General features: G+C 59.3%; 22 protein-coding genes and 1 pseudogene. 9 read left to right on the top strand and 14 right to left on the bottom strand.

Annotation, left to right across the window (positions count from 1 at the left end; genetic code table 11):
• Positions 1-10: 10 nt before the first annotated feature.
• On the top strand, positions 11-721 hold the full coding sequence (locus AWB76_RS25850; protein WP_061136806.1) for an SOS response-associated peptidase: 711 nt from the start codon (positions 11-13) through the stop codon (positions 719-721).
• Positions 722-970: 249 nt separating this feature from the next.
• Here AWB76_RS25850 and AWB76_RS25855 read toward each other — a convergent pair whose 3' ends face one another.
• The 8 genes from AWB76_RS25855 to AWB76_RS41160 form a co-directional block, all read right to left on the bottom strand.
• The gene (locus tag AWB76_RS25855; RefSeq protein WP_061162977.1) at positions 971-1,456 is read right to left on the bottom strand and encodes a hypothetical protein; all 486 of its coding nucleotides are present in this window, start codon (positions 1,454-1,456) and stop codon (positions 971-973) included.
• A gap of 323 nt (positions 1,457-1,779) precedes the next feature.
• A complete protein-coding gene (locus AWB76_RS25860; RefSeq protein ID WP_035510755.1) occupies positions 1,780-1,974 on the bottom strand; it encodes a hypothetical protein in 195 nt (64 codons plus the stop codon).
• A 104-nt stretch (positions 1,975-2,078) separates the two neighbouring features.
• Positions 2,079-2,888 carry a CsgG/HfaB family protein gene (locus AWB76_RS25865; protein WP_244173451.1) on the bottom strand — a complete coding sequence of 270 codons (810 nt, stop codon included), beginning with the start codon at positions 2,886-2,888 and terminating at the stop codon, positions 2,079-2,081.
• Positions 2,889-3,078: 190 nt separating this feature from the next.
• Positions 3,079-3,261 carry a hypothetical protein gene (locus AWB76_RS25870; protein WP_061136744.1) on the bottom strand — a complete coding sequence of 61 codons (183 nt, stop codon included), beginning with the start codon at positions 3,259-3,261 and terminating at the stop codon, positions 3,079-3,081.
• A complete protein-coding gene (locus tag AWB76_RS25875) occupies positions 3,258-4,199 on the bottom strand; it encodes a hypothetical protein (protein WP_061162979.1) in 942 nt (313 codons plus the stop codon). The genes AWB76_RS25870 and AWB76_RS25875 overlap by 4 nt, the downstream gene beginning before the upstream one ends.
• A 95-nt stretch (positions 4,200-4,294) precedes the next feature.
• Complete coding sequence (locus AWB76_RS25880; RefSeq protein ID WP_061136742.1) at positions 4,295-4,804, bottom strand: DUF2726 domain-containing protein; 510 nt, start codon at positions 4,802-4,804, stop codon at positions 4,295-4,297.
• Between the two features lie 672 nt (positions 4,805-5,476).
• The gene (locus tag AWB76_RS40480; protein ID WP_061162980.1) at positions 5,477-6,028 is read right to left on the bottom strand and encodes a hypothetical protein; all 552 of its coding nucleotides are present in this window, start codon (positions 6,026-6,028) and stop codon (positions 5,477-5,479) included.
• 70 nt (positions 6,029-6,098) lie between these two features.
• On the bottom strand, positions 6,099-6,584 hold the full coding sequence (locus AWB76_RS41160; RefSeq protein ID WP_157696221.1) for a CAP domain-containing protein: 486 nt from the start codon (positions 6,582-6,584) through the stop codon (positions 6,099-6,101).
• Between the two features lie 324 nt (positions 6,585-6,908).
• On the opposite strand from AWB76_RS41160, the gene AWB76_RS25890 reads away from it, so the two are divergent.
• The 6 genes from AWB76_RS25890 (at position 6,909) to AWB76_RS25915 (ending at position 9,024) form a co-directional block, all read left to right on the top strand.
• Entirely contained in the window at positions 6,909-7,142 is a 234-nt protein-coding gene (locus AWB76_RS25890; RefSeq protein ID WP_061162981.1) for a type II toxin-antitoxin system Phd/YefM family antitoxin, read from the top strand.
• Complete coding sequence (locus AWB76_RS25895; RefSeq protein ID WP_061162982.1) at positions 7,142-7,519, top strand: type II toxin-antitoxin system VapC family toxin; 378 nt, start codon at positions 7,142-7,144, stop codon at positions 7,517-7,519. Before AWB76_RS25890 ends, AWB76_RS25895 begins: the two co-directional genes overlap by 1 nt.
• Positions 7,520-7,767: 248 nt before the next feature.
• Positions 7,768-7,986 carry a hypothetical protein gene (locus tag AWB76_RS25900; protein ID WP_061136738.1) on the top strand — a complete coding sequence of 73 codons (219 nt, stop codon included), beginning with the start codon at positions 7,768-7,770 and terminating at the stop codon, positions 7,984-7,986.
• Positions 7,987-8,000: 14 nt separating this feature from the next.
• A complete protein-coding gene (locus tag AWB76_RS25905) occupies positions 8,001-8,291 on the top strand; it encodes a DUF2471 family protein (protein WP_061162983.1) in 291 nt (96 codons plus the stop codon).
• A 118-nt stretch (positions 8,292-8,409) separates the two neighbouring features.
• Positions 8,410-8,658, top strand: coding sequence for a hypothetical protein (locus AWB76_RS25910; protein WP_061162984.1), 249 nt, complete (start codon positions 8,410-8,412; stop codon positions 8,656-8,658).
• Positions 8,659-8,673: 15 nt separating this feature from the next.
• Positions 8,674-9,024 carry a hypothetical protein gene (locus AWB76_RS25915; RefSeq protein ID WP_061162985.1) on the top strand — a complete coding sequence of 117 codons (351 nt, stop codon included), beginning with the start codon at positions 8,674-8,676 and terminating at the stop codon, positions 9,022-9,024.
• 600 nt (positions 9,025-9,624) lie between these two features.
• Here the strand turns inward: AWB76_RS25915 and AWB76_RS25920 are convergent.
• The 3 genes from AWB76_RS25920 to AWB76_RS25930 all read right to left on the bottom strand — a co-directional run bounded on the left by AWB76_RS25920 (position 9,625) and on the right by AWB76_RS25930 (position 13,111).
• On the bottom strand, positions 9,625-10,407 hold the full coding sequence (locus tag AWB76_RS25920) for an SDR family oxidoreductase (protein ID WP_061136734.1): 783 nt from the start codon (positions 10,405-10,407) through the stop codon (positions 9,625-9,627).
• Positions 10,404-10,742 carry a hypothetical protein gene (locus AWB76_RS25925; RefSeq protein ID WP_061163046.1) on the bottom strand — a complete coding sequence of 113 codons (339 nt, stop codon included), beginning with the start codon at positions 10,740-10,742 and terminating at the stop codon, positions 10,404-10,406. The genes AWB76_RS25920 and AWB76_RS25925 overlap by 4 nt, the downstream gene beginning before the upstream one ends.
• A gap of 506 nt (positions 10,743-11,248) precedes the next feature.
• Positions 11,249-13,111 (bottom strand): CocE/NonD family hydrolase, encoded by a 1,863-nt coding sequence (locus AWB76_RS25930; protein WP_157696222.1) that lies wholly within the window; start codon positions 13,109-13,111, stop codon positions 11,249-11,251.
• A gap of 458 nt (positions 13,112-13,569) precedes the next feature.
• Between AWB76_RS25930 and AWB76_RS25935 the strand changes: the two genes are divergently transcribed.
• Together AWB76_RS25935 and AWB76_RS25940 are read left to right on the top strand one after the other, a co-directional pair.
• On the top strand, positions 13,570-14,481 hold the full coding sequence (locus AWB76_RS25935) for a LysR family transcriptional regulator (RefSeq protein WP_061136731.1): 912 nt from the start codon (positions 13,570-13,572) through the stop codon (positions 14,479-14,481).
• Between the two features lie 267 nt (positions 14,482-14,748).
• Positions 14,749-15,000, top strand: coding sequence for a hypothetical protein (locus AWB76_RS25940; RefSeq protein WP_061162987.1), 252 nt, complete (start codon positions 14,749-14,751; stop codon positions 14,998-15,000).
• A gap of 2 nt (positions 15,001-15,002) precedes the next feature.
• On the opposite strand, the pseudogene AWB76_RS25945 reads toward AWB76_RS25940, so the two are convergent.
• The 3 genes and pseudogenes from AWB76_RS25945 to AWB76_RS41165 all read right to left on the bottom strand — a co-directional run.
• Positions 15,003-16,031, bottom strand: a pseudogene (locus AWB76_RS25945) (helix-hairpin-helix domain-containing protein); the annotation flags it as partial.
• Positions 16,032-16,059: 28 nt separating this feature from the next.
• Positions 16,060-18,129, bottom strand: a complete 2,070-nt coding sequence (locus AWB76_RS25950; RefSeq protein WP_061162989.1) for a recombinase family protein — start codon at positions 18,127-18,129, stop codon at positions 16,060-16,062.
• A complete protein-coding gene (locus AWB76_RS41165; RefSeq protein ID WP_157696223.1) occupies positions 18,122-18,313 on the bottom strand; it encodes a hypothetical protein in 192 nt (63 codons plus the stop codon). Before AWB76_RS41165 ends, AWB76_RS25950 begins: the two co-directional genes overlap by 8 nt.
• Between the last annotated feature and the right edge of the window lie 198 nt (positions 18,314-18,511).

Consider the following 18,511-nt stretch of genomic DNA (forward strand, 5'->3'; position numbering starts at 1 on the left):
AGAGGGAAAAGTGTGCACCAGCTACGAGTCTAATCCGAAAGATGCGTTCGACGTCTTCAGTCTGTTCCCGGTGCCGAATTTCGACTACAAGCCGGAGATTTACAAGGACTATGCCGCGCCGATCTTCCGCCGCATCGACGGTGAGTATTTGACTGACGCTGCGACGTTCGGCATGGTGCCGCGCGAGTTCATCCCGCAGGGCGTGAAAGCCTTCGATACGATGAACGCGCGGTCCGAATCAGTCGGGCAGAAGACGAGTTTTCGCACCGCGTGGAATAAGTTGCAACTCGCCCTGATCCCGTGCCGCCGGTTCTACGAGCCAGACTACGAGACGGGCAAGGCAGTGCGCTGGCGCATTGGGATGGCCGATGGCGCTCCGCTTGCTATAGCTGGGCTATGGCGTGCTTGGAAAGATCCCGCCGACGGCTCAGCGAGCCTGTCGATGACCATGTTGACGGTCAACGCCGGCGACCACCCGTTGATGAAGCGGTTCCATAGGCCGGGAGCGGAGAAGAGGTCGGTGGTCATCATCCCGCCAACCGAGTACGAGGACTGGCTGTCTTGCAAAAGCACGGACGAAGCGCGGTCCTTCCTGCAGCTTTACCCGGCCGACGAGATGCACGCCGAGCCGTTTCCTCTGCCGCCCAGAACCGCCAAACCGAAGGCAGCCGCTAACGTTGATCTGGCGCAAGCGTCCCTTCTTGCGGATGACGGTGGCTGATCGAGGGCGGAAGATGCCGGTATGAATAACAGGAGAAGGGCGATGCCTACTTATCGAGCGGCATACGTTCCGCCGGAATTCGGTTCGAACGGCGTCGGCGTGCTGCTGACGCCACCTTGACGGACGACGAATTGATGGCCGTTGCTCGGCAGGTGGCCGCTGCCAATGGCGTAGAAGGCGAAATCGTCATAGGCAACTGGAGTGACTGATGCGACAGAGGCGTCGCATCATCGATTGCACGCGAAGAACTTAGGCGGGCGTGCGTTTGACTGTGATCCGGTACTCTGCGCCGCGGTTGTCGGTCGCAATGGCCGTCGCGGCGTTGAGCGGGACCGTCGTGTCAACGTGCTGCTGCCAGCCCGAATCCTCTAAATCAACGACGACGTGCGCCGTATTGTCGGAATTGAGCGCAACGACGTTAGCCACTAGCGTGAATTGGCGGTGTCCGTCGTTGCTCTGCTGGACTCTCCAGCGGCCGATCACATCCTTGGTAGCATAAGACGCTTCGAGAGCTTTGGCCTCGCTGTATTTTTCGACATTGACAGTCGCCAGAGGGGCGGTGGTCGCATCCTGCCACTTGGCGTTGGCGCAAATGACTGCTTGATGCGATGCAGTCTCGTCGAACGCGCCATTGTTCTCGCCGGCGCATTTCGCGCCCATGACCTGCTGAGCATGCGCGGTTCCGAGCGTCGCTAGAATCGCCAATGCTGATGCAAGCAGTTTTGCTTTGTTCATTTCGAATTGTTTCCCGTAAACGAGGTCCCGGCTCTGTGCGCGACCACTCGCGGATGTCGATGTCGAGGTCACACCAACCGACGCTGGCCGCTCGCAGCGTCGTTTGCTAGTCGAATTCCGGGTCAACGATGTAGCCGCCACCGCGGCCAGCAACCGCGATCGGGCGCGCGCGAAGCGAATACTTGAATGTCTGCCACGTAATCCTTCGACGTAACAGAAGTCGCCCGACGTTGAATGCGTATCGGATGATCACGCTCATCTCAAAATGGGAACCGACGTGAAGCTCTGAAGCTCCTGCCCCGGTGACAGCCCCATTGCGTTTCTCAGGCCCGGCTGCCGAGCGCGCGCTCGATCTTACGATCGGTCTTGTACTGGCCGAGTGCGAAAACGGACCAGATAGCGGCGGGGATCCAGCCAATCAGCGTGATCTGCAGCAGAAAACAGATGATCCCGGCGATCGGACGGCCGATCGTGAAAAACTGGAGCCACGGGATGATGATGGCGAGAAAGAGGCGCATATGTGCTTCCTTGATGGTTCGATGAGACCGGTATAACGGCCTGCTTAAACGGTTCCTTAACATGCGGGAGACTTCTGGCCTCCCGCCTCTATGCGATACCGCGATCAGTTGACGACCAGAGCGCCGCCGTTGCCGAGACCGCCCTTGACGTTCTGCGCGCGGTACTGGCGAACTGCGCCAACGAGGTTGTTGAGGGAGTCGGTGAAAGCCGCGACGACGACCTTGCCCTGTGCCGTGCGTGCGTAGGCGCCGCCGCCCGCCGCACCAGCGCCGCCGAAGCCGCCTGCGAACACGCCGGAGAGCATGCCGAAGTCGACGTTGCGCGCCGAACCTTCTGCGGCCGCCAATTGGACGCTGGAGCGGTTGTCGACGAGCGTCAGCATGGTCGACGCTTCCTGCGCCTTCATCGTGCCAGCGGCACCGGCGAGCACACCGCCAACCACGGGCACAAATGCGAGGAGCCCTGCTGCGCCGCCGCCCGCGTCGCGATTGCTGAACGTCACGCTCGGGCTGATCGTGTAGTCGGCCGCGACCATCTGGCCTTTGTGCATCTTGGAGGTCTTGCGCAGTTCGCCCGATGCGTTCAGGGCGCGTTCACCCATCGCGGTGCCAAGCGCGCGGCCGCGATCGACGATCACGAAGCAGTTGCTTTGCTGGACGAGCAGTTTCAGCACAGGCACCGTCGAGCCGAGCTGATATTGACCAGTGAGAAGGCCGTACCACGGCGCTTCCGTATCCTCGACGATGGCCACGGTGCCGAGCGGCGCCGGGCAGTGCTGCAGGCCTGCATTGGCGTTCTGCGACGCTTCGCCGGCGGCGGAACCGGTCGCCGCCGTCTTGGCGGATTGCGCGCCCGGCTGCATCTGTGAGCATGCGGACAGCGCGAAAACGGACAGGGCGGCGATGCCGATCATTTTGAGCTTCATGGTTCCTCGTTGTAGTCGTGAATTCTTGATTTATGGCGCAACGGCCGATTGAGCCAGCAGCGGTTGCGCGGTCACCGCGCAGACGCTTTCATGAGCGAAAACAAGGCTACCGGCCGTGGGCGCGTCTTGGATTTGGAAAGACGCGTGTTTTTGCGCGTCTTTCATGTTTCTGAGGTGTCTAACGCCAGCGGCGCTCGAGCGGGGTTACTCGCCACCACACGCCGTCAAGGCTCGATGCTTGCGCGCGAACGCGACGCATCGCCCCGCGCTTCACCATCAGCCCGCCGTCCTTGACGAACCCCATGCCTTTCAATGCCTCAGTGGTGTATCGCCTTCTCAGCGTCGCGTAGATGCGAGTCATGACGACTTGCCGTCCGGAGAAGCCGCCACCTTCGGCGGGCAGTCGAAGCCGGTTCGGTCCCCTCGGATTACTTCGACATCTGCGCGGTTCGCCCGCACGAGAACGTCGCGCGACCCGTTTGTTTCGTCGAAGAGCCGTATGTACGAGCTTCCGCCGACCCCATGCCACACGGCGCGGGCGTCGCGCGTACCCCACTTATCGGTGGTCGGAAGCTTGCAGAACTGCACCTTCACACCGCTCGCCGTTGCGATCGCAGCCAACTGCGTATGCTCAGCATCGGAAAAGATCACATCTTGGCCGGGCGCTGAGCGCACGCCGAGGTTCACCATCGACAAATTCAGGGGGGCGGGGCGGGTAGCGACGAGCGCGCCAAAAATGGCCACCGCCAAGAAGACCACCGTGAGACGAATATCGCGCTGCTGCACTTTGGACGGAACGATCAGCACGATGATCGCGGTGATTGCGCCTACAGCAGCAAAGAACATAAGGGTCGCGTGCATGCGGGCGTCGGGGGACTGGTCCCTGACAAAAACGAGCAGATAGGCAAGGGGGAGCGCCACGAGAAACGACATAAAGACCATCGATCCGCTATCGACTGCGCGATGCAGCGAAGCCGCCGGCGGCTCCCCGCGCCGCTTGAGGCGGAAGTTGTTGGCGACAACCAGAAGCTTGAGCGCCCACAACGTCGAGAAGGCCCCGAAGCCGACGCCGATCAATGCTATGCAGGTGAATGAGAACGCGGCGGACGCCAAGAAGAACGCATCGCCCAGCGACAACCCCTCGGGCACGATGCTTTCGAAGTAGCAGTAGGCGACCAGTATCAGACCGCCGAGGAGGAGGACCGCTTTCCACGCGGTCGAGAAGGATGCTTGAATGACGTCGATGAGCGACTTGATCACTTTGATCGCGTCGACGGGCTCTTTCTTGTTGGGTTCCATGGGACCTCGCTTAGGTGACGATAGCGACGCGAGTTCGTCCGCGTCACAAACCAGCCTATCGACACCACCGCGAAGTCAAGGAACTTGCCGCCGCTTCACACCTGCGAGAAGAGCGGGGAACGTTCGGCTGCTTGAACCGCTTGAATGCGCGTTTCGGAAGGGAATAGCGCCGCGCGGATTCCGATTTCGTCCGGCTTCGCCTTCGACTGAAAGCGGACTGTCCGAATACCCGCGCTTGCGAGATATGCGTCGCGCACGGCGTCACGCGCGGCGTCGTGCGTCCTATCATCAAGCTCGACGACAGCAACGAGGGCGAGCTGTCTATCGTAGACCGCGTAGTCCACCCGCTTCTGCGAGATCCGTCGAAAGTCGATGGTGCGCTGCTTTCCGCTCGAGATCGGCTGGATGATCGCTGACATCGCGACTTGCGGAAAGATCAACGCCTCGGGAAGCGCGCGGCGAAGCCGCTCGAAGAACTCCCTCTCGTTGGCGGTCAGCAGAGGAATCGCCCTATATCGCGGCTTCGCGGCTACCTTTCTGGCAATGACCGCTACGATGCCCACCAGTAGGGCGATGACTACGACTGGCGCAATGTGGCTTTGCATGTTCCCTCGGTGCGGTTATAGGTTGAGCACTGCAAGCAGAGGCTGAACGCTTGTTCGGGCCTCGCTGAAAGCCGTGCATTTTTGAGGCGTTACTTTGGAACGGCTGTCGGATGACCACCGCGACGGTTCACGGGTCGAGCTTTCGTTGCTCGCGCATTGGTACCCTCACCGCTCCCGCCGAAACTCTTTAGGGTCGTAAACCGCCTTCTGCCACGCTGTGAGGTGCCTTCGTCGGCGGCTTCCGCGAATACTGCGGATTAACGCCAAGACAAAAAGGACGCAGAACAGTCCCAACAGTCGAGTTCTGTTTCGGTGAAACAGATCGACAGCGTGTGAGGCCGCAAGGTCCAAATGGAGGCTTCGTTGGGCCGCCCACGAAAAAACGAGGTACAACCCACCTAACACGAGCAGCCACACCAAAGCGATTTTGGCGCGGGATGGGCTCCGGCCGGCGGAGTGCAAGTGCCTCAGATTTGGGTGGATATATCCGCTCCGCCCTAGCGAACTGCTGGCAGAGTTTCTTCGGCGCATTTCTTCCCGATACCAATCTCTGTCTTCAAGGCTCATTTCTGGTTTCCGAGCTTGGGCGGTTTGTCATTGATCGCACGGCCCGGCCAAAGTGCGGACACCTCCCGGCGCCACGTTGCAAGCCGTGCATTTCGTGAAAGACGCTTATAGAACGGCTGGCGGACGAACACCGCCACTGTTCACCCTTTGAGTCTTCGTTGTGCTTGCAGCCTTGGTGGTGAACGACCAGCTGAGATCAAGCGGACTGTTCTGCGTCCCATTCGCCCCAAATGTGGTCAGAACGCCGACGACATGCACCGTGTACGTGGTGCTTGCGTTGAGCGGCTTGAAAGGAACGCACATCGCAGCGTTCGTGAGCTGCGTATCGTTGGCAGACGTCTGAAGCTGACACGGCACCGCATTCCCGCCGCTGTCGGTCACCGTATAGCTGACGGAATTGAGTTTCGACAACATGTTGCCCTGAATAGTGATGGGATAGCCGGTGTATGTCTGGTTGTACTGCGGCGCGGACGCGAACGGGCTCGGGATCTCGTTGACGTACCAATCCGTCGGAACGTCCGTCTCGTTCGGGTACGGATAAGCGATGACTTGCGTGCCGCTGAGGGCGGACGTCATGTTGCCGAAGTCGATGTTGAACGCCCCCCACGTCGAGCTGGAGGCGCTGCCCACGCCCATACTGGCGAGGTTGTCGAGCATGATGACACGGTGATAGGGCGCGTCTAACAGGAGCCTGACGGCCACCAGAGAGTCGGTGAATGCGCGCGCATCACCTGCAGACGTTACCTCGCCCCAAGCCGTGTAGCTGCCTTGTGCGTTGATGCGGACCCCGGGGGGTTGCACCGGTGAATCCCGGCTGACCAGCCGTCTCGTTGTGACTCAAAATCGAGTTGTCGGCAAGACAAGCAGCATGGTTTTGCGACGACGTCATTAGCCCCTTGTCGATCGAAAGCGCCGTCGTGTAACCGACGTTATGCCGCATGGCGTTAAGGTAAGCGATGCTGTCGGCGATGGGGTCTCCCGTGGCCGCAACGCTCTGCGCCGTGGACGCCGGTGGCAGGAAGCTCGCTTTCTGAGACGCGGCTGGCGTGCCGCTCTTTCTCCCCGTGTCGTTCGAGCCTCCTGTGCTGTTTGAGCTTTTCGCGCTGTTCGAGTCAGAAGAACCGCCCCCGCCGCATGCGGCGAGCACGGCGACGGTCAAAGCCGTCAAAGCGAAAAGGCGAATGGACGGCAATGCAGCAGACGACTGTTTCAAACCAGACCTCGTTAAGTTCGTGGACGCCGTAGGGCGTTCCGATCGTTTTCTTAGCCACCGACTCCCTCGCTTGCGAGGGGCGATGTAACGCCAGTGTTGAGGAAAAGGTGCCTTGTCAAGGCGCAGCCGCGCGCCTTGGCGGACCGGCAGCACTGCATCGTGAACAAAAAACCGAACCCTGCGCAGGCGAAAGCCACGGTTTTTCATCCGTCTTTTGCGCATCCCTGTCCCGGTTAGGTCAAGCATCAAACCACCTACTGCGTTCTACACATTGCCATCAGGTCGAGACTTGGCTAAACTAAGCTAATCAGTGGTGGAGGGTCCATGCAGACCGTGAATATCCATGAAGCAAAGTCGCAGCTGTCGCGCCTCATCGAGGCAGCCGTTAACGGCGAAGAAGTCGTCATTGCCAAGGCCGGAACGCCCGTCGTTCGGCTCGTTTCCGTGGAGCAGAAGCCGAAACTTCGCCTCGGCTTGATGAAGGGAAAAATCAAGATCGCCGACGACTTCGACGCGCCGTTGGCGGACGAGGTCTTGGCGACGTTCGAGGGCCGGTAATGCGCCTGTTGATCGACACACACGTTTTTTTGTGGGCGATGGGCGGCGATAAAAGGCTTTCCAAGCGTGCTGAAGCAACGATGCTTAGCGCCGACGTTGTGTTCGTCAGCGCCGCGAGCATTTGGGAGATATCTATCAAGGCGGCGCTCGGAAAGCTTGACGCCGATGTACCGGAGCTGGTCGCGCGGATGGAGGACGCGGGGTTTCGCGAACTACCAGTAACGGCGGCGCACGCTGCGACTGTTCGCGAGCTGCCAGACATTCACCGAGATCCCTTCGATCGGATGCTCGTGGCACAAGCCATCACGGAGCCGCTGCGCCTGCTCAGCGAAGACGACAACGTCGCAAAGTACACGGACCTCGTCATAAAGCTCTGACTGTCAGCCAGTCATGAAACACGGAAAACGAACCATGTCCAATTTGACTCCAGCGCTTGCTCTGCGGGCAGCGATTAACGTTTTGCGCGATTCTGCGGAGTCACGCAGGATGCCCAACGGCGAGCCGCTAACCGAACCGATACCGTTGTGCAGCTTCATTTGGACGCGGCGGAATGCTCGAAGAATCTCTGTCGGACCTTCGTGACCACGAATGAGGAAAACGACGCATCGAATCAGGAGATGAGACGATGGCTACTATCGAACTCCGAATCAACGATCGTGAACTTGAAGCCGAGCTTACCGCTGGATTAAGGGTAATCGTTCGTGAACGTGATGTGGCTGAGGTCGCTTATTCATTGACTGAAGCGTTCGCCGCGCTACTCCCGCAAGGTCGGGAGTATGTGCTCCGGTCGACGGTCGAAGATGCGATCAGGGCTCTGCTACGGAAGCACGCACTGCCCAATTAGGAAACGGAGAAAAAATGGACGCACTGTATGCCGCCGATGCGGCTTTGAGAGACGCCGCGCCTGCAGCCGTGCAACGCCATCGGCAGGCCGGGACGCTGACTTGGGCGCTAATTCATAAAATCGAGTCGGAGGTTCTCAGTGAAGTTGCATCCACTGGCGAACACAGCGCGCGGATGCTCGGTATGTTGCGGGCCTCTCCCGCAATGGGCTATCCAAACGACGACCGGCCGGTTTCTTTTGAAGGCCACGACGTGGTGCCCACGGTCTTCGGCGCGATCTACGCCGAATGGAATCGGATCAAGTGACAACGGGCGCATTGAACTGACCGACACGGTCTCACTATGAAATAGTTGGTGGGTGTCGCCGGCGCGCGCAGCGTCCACGGCCCGGCGGAACCCCGAGGCAGCGACAATAAGGATATAAATGGACATAGCTTGGAACGATAGCCTGCTTCGTATATTCGGGCTGGCCGCTCTCGTCGGGATCCTTTCCGGCGCCCTGGGCCTTATCGGGCTTCTCGTTGGGCAGGCGATTAATCTGGGTGCCGTTGAGTTGCACTACGCAACGGTCGACGTTTCAAAAGCCGGTGGCATTGGCGGAGCGGTCGGCTTCGGCCTCGCCGTTGTGATCTTCGTATTCGCACTCAAGGCAGAGGCGAAGCAGGACGTTTGATAGGAAGTTGGGGCCATGCAGCTCGATGAGCGCACTTATACGAAGCAGCAATGGGAAGCGATCGCGCTCTATGTGGAAGCTCGAAAGCGCCGTCGGCGATTTTTGTTCCAGGCCGGCGCGGCAGCCGTGTTCGGATGCGGCAGCGTCCTCATAACGCGTTCGTTGATGCAAGCGGGGGCGGAGCTTTCGAGCGCTCTGCAATGGACGCAGACCGTCGCGCCTATCGTCCTGCTTGTCGTCCTATGTCTTGGAGCATTCGCGTTCCAGAGGGAGGTCGCATCAGGCCGAGAAGCGATGTTGGCATCCGGGCTTACGGCGCAATTTGTTGCTGATTTCGAGAAGTACCCGACGAGCAAATTTCCCTGAATTCACATGCGCCCTAGACAGCGCTCGCGACGAGATACGAGCCTTTAACGGCAAGCGTCCCCCCGAAGCGATTGGACACCAGCATGCGCAAAGATTGCGAGGACAGACGGGCCTGTTGAGTACGCTCGTCGTGCGACGCCGGTCACAAAGACGCATATCGATTTGCGAGACGGTCCGACGGCGCCATCCGTAACTCGCCATCAAGCAACAAAACAACCAAACTTCTTGCACCAAAAAAAACCGACGCATTGCGCGTCGGCAAAAAGGCTCACAGTGGAGCCCTGAGAGACCGGCACACCGAACAAACTGCACCATGTCAAGGCGGATAGACGACTGCTGCACGCTGCCTATGCGACTGTCAAGACCGGTCCTCAGCTCGCTTCCCAATTGAAGTTGGCGGTGGCTTCAACGCTGTCGCAAGCCTGCTGGACACTTTGGGCACATGATCTTGCCGCCCATACCTTTTTCCAACTCCGCTTTCTGATTCGATCTTGAGCAGCGTCGCGGCGTTTGAGATGTTTCAGGACGGGTAAGAGGCCCCTTAACTAATGGAAGGCAAGCCATAGGGCTCGCGTTAGCTCAGCCGGCCGCTGCAGTCGGCTACACGGTGGGAACAGTGCCGCCGTCGATCCGATACTCGGACCCTGCAATCGAAGCGGATCGCGACGACGCCAAGAAGGCGATTAGATCGGCAACCTCATGTGGCTTGGCGGGTCGGCCCACTGGAATCCCTCCCAGCCAATCCATGACGATCTTCTTACCGCCCTCGTAGTCCGTTCCTGCCTGTGCACCCATCCGCTCAGCGAACGCTACCGAAGCCTCGGTCTCGATCCAACCTGGCGCCACGCTCAACACGCGCACTCCCTTTGGCGTCACCTCTTTTGACAATGATTTGCTATATGTCGTGAGGGCACCCTTGGCCGCCGCATAGGCAGTGGTCGACTCAGGAAGAGGCAGCACGCGCTGGATGGAACTGACGTGGATGATCACACCCGAGCCTTGAGCGAGCATCGACGGCAGCAGCGCACGATCCAACCGTACGGCGGGCATCAAATTCAGATTCAACTCGGCGATCCATTGGTCATCGCTAATTGCGGCGAAACCGCCAGCGGGAGTAGTTGAGCCGCCGAGCACGTTGACCAATATGTCGACGCCGCCCCAATCCTGCAGAATGGTATGAGCAAGCAGACTCGTGCCTTCCGCTGTTGATAGGTTCGCAGCTACGTAGGTGACTCCCTCCATCGGCTGCGCCGGCAAGGTGCGCGCGGATGTCGTCACCCGGGCGCCGGCCTCAGCAAAAGTTTTCACGACTGCAGCGCCAAGGCCCAGCGTGCCGCCGGTAACCACCGCCCGCAGACCATTCAGCTGAAGGTCGAAGCTCATACCGAGATCTCCAGAGATGCGATTAAGCCCGTGGCAGACCCGAAGCGGAGGGTCATGTCAATAGGACTCCCTTCGAAGGTACCGGCTGCATGTACGCGGACGATATGAAACTCCCCGTCGCGCTCCAATTCGAAGGGTATCATCGTGTAGGTGTACTTTGCGTCAGCTTTCGCCTTCCAAGCCTTGATTTCGTCAGTCCCGGTGTGCATTTGCCCGACATCGTTAACGACGGCTTGCGCGGTGAAGCACCGCGCGACGGCTTCAGGGCCCTGCCGATCCGCCGCAAAATACGCTGAGATCGGTTCGGGAAGAGTCAGCTCAACTTGTGCATTCATATACATGGCTCCTTGTAACGAACGAATTGGTAAGAGTGCTTCAAGCTTCGTAATTAGAGAATGAGTCAGAATCCGTATGGCCAGTTAAAAAAACAGCACATAATCAGCGCGGATGAGTTTCCCGGGTTCAGTGTTTTAGGCAGGTTGCTGATCGCGAGGTGCGCAGCGCAGCACCACCTTGCCGGCCTTTGCTCTGCAACCGAGCGCTCACTGAGCTGCTCACAGCCCTTCGCCGGAATACTGATTGCCGCGGCACACTCTGAGCCTTGCACCGCGTCGGCTTGAATCGCGAGGCGCCTGACGCCGATGGAGACGTCGGCGTCTGTTGAATTGCTGCAATGGCCGTCGATTCCGCGTTGCACCCAACGGAGCAGGTGGCCATCAACAGCCTGGAGGTCGAGACGAAGGGCTGGATCGACCCGCCCTTCGTCTTTTCCGACTACAGGGCTCCAAGATGCGCCTGCCCCGAGCCCAAGTATTTGAGACCTTCTGGGCAGCTCCGCCGTTCATCGCGTGATAGGCGCGACAGGTAGTTCGATAAAGGACTGATGGTTAGCATCATGAAAGATACGCTGCTGGGCCGTCTTTATCTGTTCCGTGCTGTTGCTGTCGAGCCCAGTATTCAAATTCCTCGCGTAGTGCGGAAAGTCCGAGGACGAAATCTGCACACGAAGCTTGTGATTCTTGGGCACGATGATCGCAGTCGGTCCCAGATCAAGTTCAAACTTGGTGGCTCCATCCGCCGTGAGCAGCTGCCGAGGCAGCTTCGATCCGGCACGATAACTTGCACGGACGATGCGGTTGACCACGTTGTGCGTACTGCCGTCGGGGCGAACGTCCACGAGCTTCATCGTGAAGTCCGTATCCACGGCTGAAGAACTCGCCCAAAAGCTGGCTCTGACATTACCGATCACGGGCATATCACGGTCCATGCGGTTGCTTGTATACACCAGGACGTCCGGGCGTTGTTCTACGGATGCCTGCTCTTGCGCACCCCCTCGTACGGCGTTCGTCGGACTGGCGAAGCAGCAGACATTGCCGCCCACGGTCGGCACTGGCTTGTTCGGGTCATATGCAAATGAATCGAAAGTGGCCCCCGTGGTCACCGGCGTCGGCGAGAGGAAGCCGTCGCCCGATCGCGTGTTGGCACTACCACCGCTGCCCATGTAGTAGCGGGTCGAAACCGTGCCAGGCAGCGGGAAGTCGTCGCCCGTCATCCAAAAGCCACTGCCCGTCTGGCCTGAATCCGGCGGAACCAGCACGTAGATCCGAACTGGCGGCTCCCTGTCAAAGCCGTTTGCAACGCCCTTCAGGTGGTAGTCGAAGAAGCGCTTTTCGATGCTCGGATCGGGCGTATCGTTGCCGAACGTCGGAAAGCCGCTATCGACAGAATGTCCGTAGGCTCTCCACACGAGCTTGGCATTGTTGCGCGCGGCCGCAGTTGCAGCAGCTTTCTTCATCCCTTGAAAATTACGAGCGCTTCCAACAGAAAAGATGTCATAGGAGGCACCGCTAGTGAGGGTCGCGATGTCAAGCGTGCCATATTTGTTCTCGATATCGATCCTCTCCCACGAGGCATCATAGGTGGGCGTCTTCAACCATTCCAGATAGAAGGGCTGGTCCGCGTTCATCACCTGAAGAGACGTCAGAGGCAGGGTATTGGGCCACGTCGTATCGACGTTCTGCGCGACTTCCGCAGTCCATGCTGCCGCTTGAGCGTCGATCGTGCTCTGGGGCGCCCCGCTGGCGGTCAACTTTCGAATGATCTGGTCCGCTTCGAAGGCTCCTGCCGTCCATGAGACGTTGAACCAGAGATCAAACACGCCATTTTGATACGTCCAGTTGTCGTGGTAGTCGGAGGCCGTGATGTCAGGCGCGATCGCAACTAGATGGGGAGGGCGCTTAATGGCCGCCTGCCACTGTGTTAGGCCAAAGTAGGACGCACCCTTCATCCCCACCTTCCCGCTCGACCACGGCTGGGACGCCGCCCATTCGATAGCGTCGTAGCCGTCCTGGCCCTCTTGATCAATCGGCTTGAAGGTGCCTTCGGACATAAACGTCCCGCGCGAGCTTTGCACGACCGCGACATACCCATCTTTTGCATACGAGACGAGATTTTCGAAGTGATACCCGGAAAAACATTTCTCGCCATACAGGCGGCTATAAGGACTTCGGATCATCAACGTCGGCATTTTCCCCGTCGTTTTGTTGTTGCGATATACATAGGTCTTGAGACGAGTGCCGTCTCGCGCTGGAACCATCTGTTCTTCGCAAACCAAAGACGGATAGTCGGGGGACGTGACGATTTTCAAATCGTTCACAGCAGAATGATTGTCTGCATCGCTGCCGCCACAGCCCGCTATCTGCATTGCCGCGCATGCCGAGACAAGCGCATAGCAACCCGTGCTCCGTACTATAGGCATACCGTTGTCTCCAGATTTTTTGTTTGAAAGTGCCTGCCATCCTTATCGATGACCGGATTTGCGCAGCCGTCTGGTTCCTTCCGAGCCGAACTCGCCGCGCAACAAGCATGACGCGGTCGGAGCTAACAGGTAATCGCTCGAATTCTTAATAGGTCATGTAGCGCGGCGCATACAAACTGCTGATTCAAGTGATGGGGAATTTTCCAGAGCCCGCTCGCCGGCCGTCCAAAGGAAGCCGATTTGGCCATTGAGGGAAATCTGGGCGTTCATTACCGTTCTCCGGGTCTGGGGCGAGGGGGCCGATGCGTTGGACTCTTTGGTGGAGACAGTTGCAGGCGTCGCCCTTGCGATAATTTAGGTAATCGCTGTATATTGCGTGCAGTCAATGAAGATAACGGTGCATAATGCGCGGGTCCGATTTTGCTGAGTTGAAGGCCTTCATTGCCGTCGTGGAGCGACAGAGCTTCGCGCGCGCCGCAGAGCATCTGGGCCTATCCGCTTCGGCACTCAGCCAGACCATCCGACAGCTCGAGGGCCGCATCGGAGCCCGTCTTCTGAATCGCACTACTCGAAGCGTTGCGCCATCGGCAAGTGGCGAGCTGCTGTACAGGCGCATAGCTCCGTTGTTTGGAGAGATGGCTGCTGCAGTCGCTGAAGCCAGTGAGTCGACGGGACAGATGAGCGGCACACTTCGCATTAACACGCTGGGGATAGCGGCGAGAACTATCATCGCGCCCCGGCTTTCACGTTTCCATCAAGCACACCCTGACGTGGTTCTCGACATCGTGGTCGACGATGCGCTGGCCGATATCGTGGTTGGCCGCTTTGACGCGGGCATCCGTGTGGGTAACCGACTCGAGAAAGACATGGTGGCCGTGCGCCTCACGCCGGACCTAGACATGGTTGCGGTAGCGTCCCCAGACTACCTCTCGCGTCGAGGGACTCCCAAATCACCTGCCGATTTGCATAAGCATGCATGCATCAACTGGCGGCTCCAGATGGATGGCAGGCGTTACCGCTGGGAGTTTAGGAAACGGGGGCAACAACTCGAAGTTGAGGTTGACGGCCCCGTCGTCACGAACCATGCTGACATCGGGATAGCTGCTGCCGTGAACGGGCTCGGCATTGCGTATCACTTTGAACGAGATGGCGTGGGTGAGCTTCTGGCCCAGGGACGGCTAGTCCAAGTTCTCGCGGACTGGTCAATTTCGCGCCCGGGGCTGTTCCTCTACTATCCGAGTAGGCAGCACCGACCAGCGCTCCTCGGTGCATTCATCGACTGTTTGTTGGATCGAAAGCCGTTCGATCAGCTTTAGGCCCTTCGCTATTGTTGACTGGTCCGCGGATCCCGGAAGTTTTATAGAAAGCTGGGCACCACCCGGCTCATGGTCTGTCCTGGCCAGTGCTCCGCGACGCGCCAGGCCGCTCTCGGCAACAATGTTGGTGCTGGCCTGCGCTCGTTTGCGACCGCGCAATGTCATTAGCAAAGGGAGCGCCAAGTCTTTTTTCAGTCGCTCAGCGAGCACATCACAAGCGGGAGCGAAGACCACGTTCTTGCGCGAAGACGCCGGAAAACCAAAACAATGAGAACCACTGCTTACGTCGTTGCGCTCGTTGCTGCGTTCGCATCTGGTTGCAGCGAGCACCGACCGTCCGACGACGAAAAAGAGTCGCTGTTGTCGGCTGCCCGCGCCGCGAACGAACAAATCCAGATGGCGATCGCCGAGGTAAAATGCGGCGATTTGGAAGCACCACAAGGTCTATGTGCGCACTTGAAGCAAGCCCAGGCAGACGTTGACAACACGATATACCGCATAAACGGTGGGCACAAATAGGTTCAGTGAAAATTGCGGCTCGACGTCGCCAAGTTGCCGAGTAGGGCAGTCATGTCGACGAGCCGATTCGCCACAAGGTGCTTTACCTCGCCCTCCTTCTGCCACACACCATAGACACCAAGCAGCGAGGCTCCGAGCGCTTCCTTTCTGAACTTCTCGACTAACGACGGCCAGACGATCACGTTGATCTGGCCGGTCTCATCTTCCAGGGTGATGAACAAGACTCCCTTCGCCGTGCCCGGCCGCTGACGAACGGTGACGATCCCGCATGCCTTGGCGAGCCGCCCGTTTGGATACGTGGCGAGCTTCGACGCCGCGAAGATCTTCTTCTCACTGAGCCGTTCGCGCAGCAAAGCAAGAGGGTGCCGGTTCAATGTCAGGCCCGTCGAGCGATAGTCGCTGACGATCTCCTGCGCCTCGTTGGGCGCGGCCAGTACCGGCAGTTCTTCATCGCGCGTCGTCGCGCGCAACAAGTCCTTGTCGGGAACGGCTGCCACCGCTTGCCAAAGCGCCTCCCGCCCATTGCCCGATAGCGCGGAAAGGGCGTTCGCGTCGGCGAGCAGCTGAAGGTCGCGGCGATCGAGCCGTGCTCTGTTGGCAAGATCATTGACCGACTCGAAAGGACGCACTGCTCGCGCGGCCTCGATGCGCGCGGCCGACTCGTCCCGCATGCCGCGAATGAGCGACATGCCGAGCCGCACCGACGCCATCGAGCCATCGCCTTCTAAAAAAGAATCCCAGTTGCTGATCGTGACGTCGATTGGCAGCACGCGCACCTTGTGACGCTTAGCGTCTTGGACCAGTTGCGAAGGCGAGTAGAAGCCCATTGGCTGGCTGTTGAGCATCGCGCAAAGGAACGCGGCCGGTTCGTGGCACTTGAGCCAGCAGCTTGCATAGACGAGCAGGGCGAAGCTCGCGGCGTGGCTCTCCGGAAAGCCATATTCGCCGAAGCCCTGGATCTGCGCGAAGATCGATTCAGCGAACTCGCGGTCGTAGCCGCGATCGAGCATGCCGTTCACGATGCGGTCGTACAAGTGTGATTCATAGTGCCCAACCTCGCTATGTGGTTGATAAATCTAGAGATCCCTGTTGTGCCGGTGGTATTGTGGGGTATGTGCGCCGGGCGCGGGTACGCGCGACGAACTCATTGACGGCGCGGGTGTTCAGGGAATCGCGACTAAAGATCCATGGCCCAAGCGATAGCGGATGCTCCGCCGCGATCTCGCCGCGCTCGACTGCGAGCCTCAGGGTTTTGGGACTTACTCCGATAAGCGCTGATGCCTCGGTGAGGTTTATCCATCCTTCGGCTGCCCGCCGCTCGCTCGAATAGACTGGAATTCGATGATGACTGCGCAGCGCAGTGACGCGCTCCTGCGTCCAGAAATTGCCTCGTCCAGTTCGCAGTCCGTTCCGATTGAGCATGCTGGCAATCACCAGATCCGGGCAGATGCGAGCCAGCAGGCGAACCGCATCAATCGCTTCAGGGGATGTCTGGGTGGCGCATTGGCCGCGACGTCGGCGCGGTACGCGGATCTCGGTGTGGACGCCACCCTTCCAGTGGATGACGAGCACGATCTCGCTGGTCGCGTCATCGAGATCAACCACAACCTCATGGATCAGGGTTCGCACGATGCGCTTCTTCAGGCGGGCGTCAGCCTGCGGCCATATCAATTCGAGCGCTGCGGCAAGGTCGTTGAATTCGTCGGGTTGAACAGGCGGTATCTGGCCAGATACGTGCGAGCGCTGCTCAATACGCGACTCCAATTCTTCCACACGCAGCAGTGCATCATTCCATCGGCGTTCCAACTCGTCGGCGACGAGCCGGTTCTCGGGATCTGCAGTGTCATACTGCTTCTGCGCACGGTGTGCGTTGTAACGAGCCGCCTGCAGGTCACGCTGCAATGCGGTCAGTGCTTCGTCATGCTTATGGGCTTCTTCTTCACGAGCCACGATAGCTGCCTCAATTGCTGCAGGTTGGACTACCCGCAGGACGGCCTGGGCGATTGCCGCATCCACGCGCGTGCCACCGAATGCGATGCAACGGGGCAGTCCCTTGTCCAGCCACGCGCGATGACAGCTGTAGCGCAGGGCGTCATGCCGGCTACCTGTGTAGTGTACCGTGAGCTTGCTCGCGCATCGCCGGCACCTCAACAGACCCGTGGCAAGTGCCTCGCCGTTCTTCGGAGCGCCGGCGTGTGCGCCCATACGCACGTTGGCACGAATGGCGCGCTGGATCCGTTCGAACTCGTCCCAATCAACGTACCCATCGTGAGCATTGGGGATGAGCGAAAGCCACTGGTCTCGCGGCTTGCGCCGATCGCGTTTGCGCGGCTCTCCCGCCTCATAGTGGACGGTACATTCGGTCTTCCCATACGCATAGGCGCCGCCATACGCCGGGTTGGTCAGGATCTGGTGTATGGTCCCATAAGACGGTCGCTTCCAGTGGATCTCGCCACGCGGTGTGCATGCGGGCAACAGCAGATCATGTTCCAGAAACCATAGCAGGGTCTGCCTGACCGAGCCAATTGCGAGGAACTGACGGAATACCGACCCGATGGCTTCCTGCACGCGCAGGTCCGGAACCTTCTCGAGGCGCTGATCCTCGGTCTTGCGATAGCCGACCGGCGCGATGATGACGAGTTCACCCCGTCGGGCTTTCTCGCGCCGCGCCTCCAGCGAACGCTGACGCAGCAGATCCAGTTCGTATTCGTTGAGACTGCCCTTCAGTCCAAGCAGCAGGCGGTCATTGCTTAACCGCGGGGCATATACGGTCTCCTGATCGATCAGCACCGTATCGACAACGCGGCACACCTCAACCAGTCGCTGCCACTCACGACTGTTGCGTGCAAACCTTGATACCTCGCGAGCAGCCACCGCTCCAACGCGCCCAAGACAGACTTCAGCCACCATGCGTTCGAAACCTGTGCGAGTCTCCGTGCCGGCCGCAGAGCAGCCCAGGTCCTCATCGATCACTTCGATTTCCTTCCAGCCCAACTGGCGCAGACGATCCTGCATCGCGTACTGCAGTTTCTGGCTCTCGAGATTGTGGCTGACCTGGTACGCGGACGACTGGCGAACGTACAGCACGGCCTTGCGATCCAGATGTTGAACTCGAATCTTGTCACTCATCGCACACCTCCTGTTCGCGTGCCGCGACGTGCAATTCGCGTCGGTGTTGCCGCAGTAGTTGCACCAGCAGGCGCACTGTCTGCTGCCGCACTTCCACCGGTAGATGCGCCCACGCGGGCGTCTCCGGACAAGGCTGAAACAGATCGGGTTGATCGCTCGGATGGGGGTTCGGAACGCGTCGCATCGGCTCCTCCTGTAAAGGACAAAGGACGGTGCTCGGCTTGTACCACATTGAGTTGTGAGGCAAGAGTTTTATCGGTCAACAGGCGCTTCAGATCACGTAGCGCCTCGCAGTTTGCAACTGGCAATACTGAATACCCGATGTGACGGCAGATAACCGGGTCAAACATCCACTGCGGCATCTCCGATACGCGCGCTGTCG

Origin of the sequence: Caballeronia temeraria, assembly GCF_001544795.2 — a bacterium.
Taxonomy (GTDB): domain Bacteria; phylum Pseudomonadota; class Gammaproteobacteria; order Burkholderiales; family Burkholderiaceae; genus Caballeronia; species Caballeronia temeraria.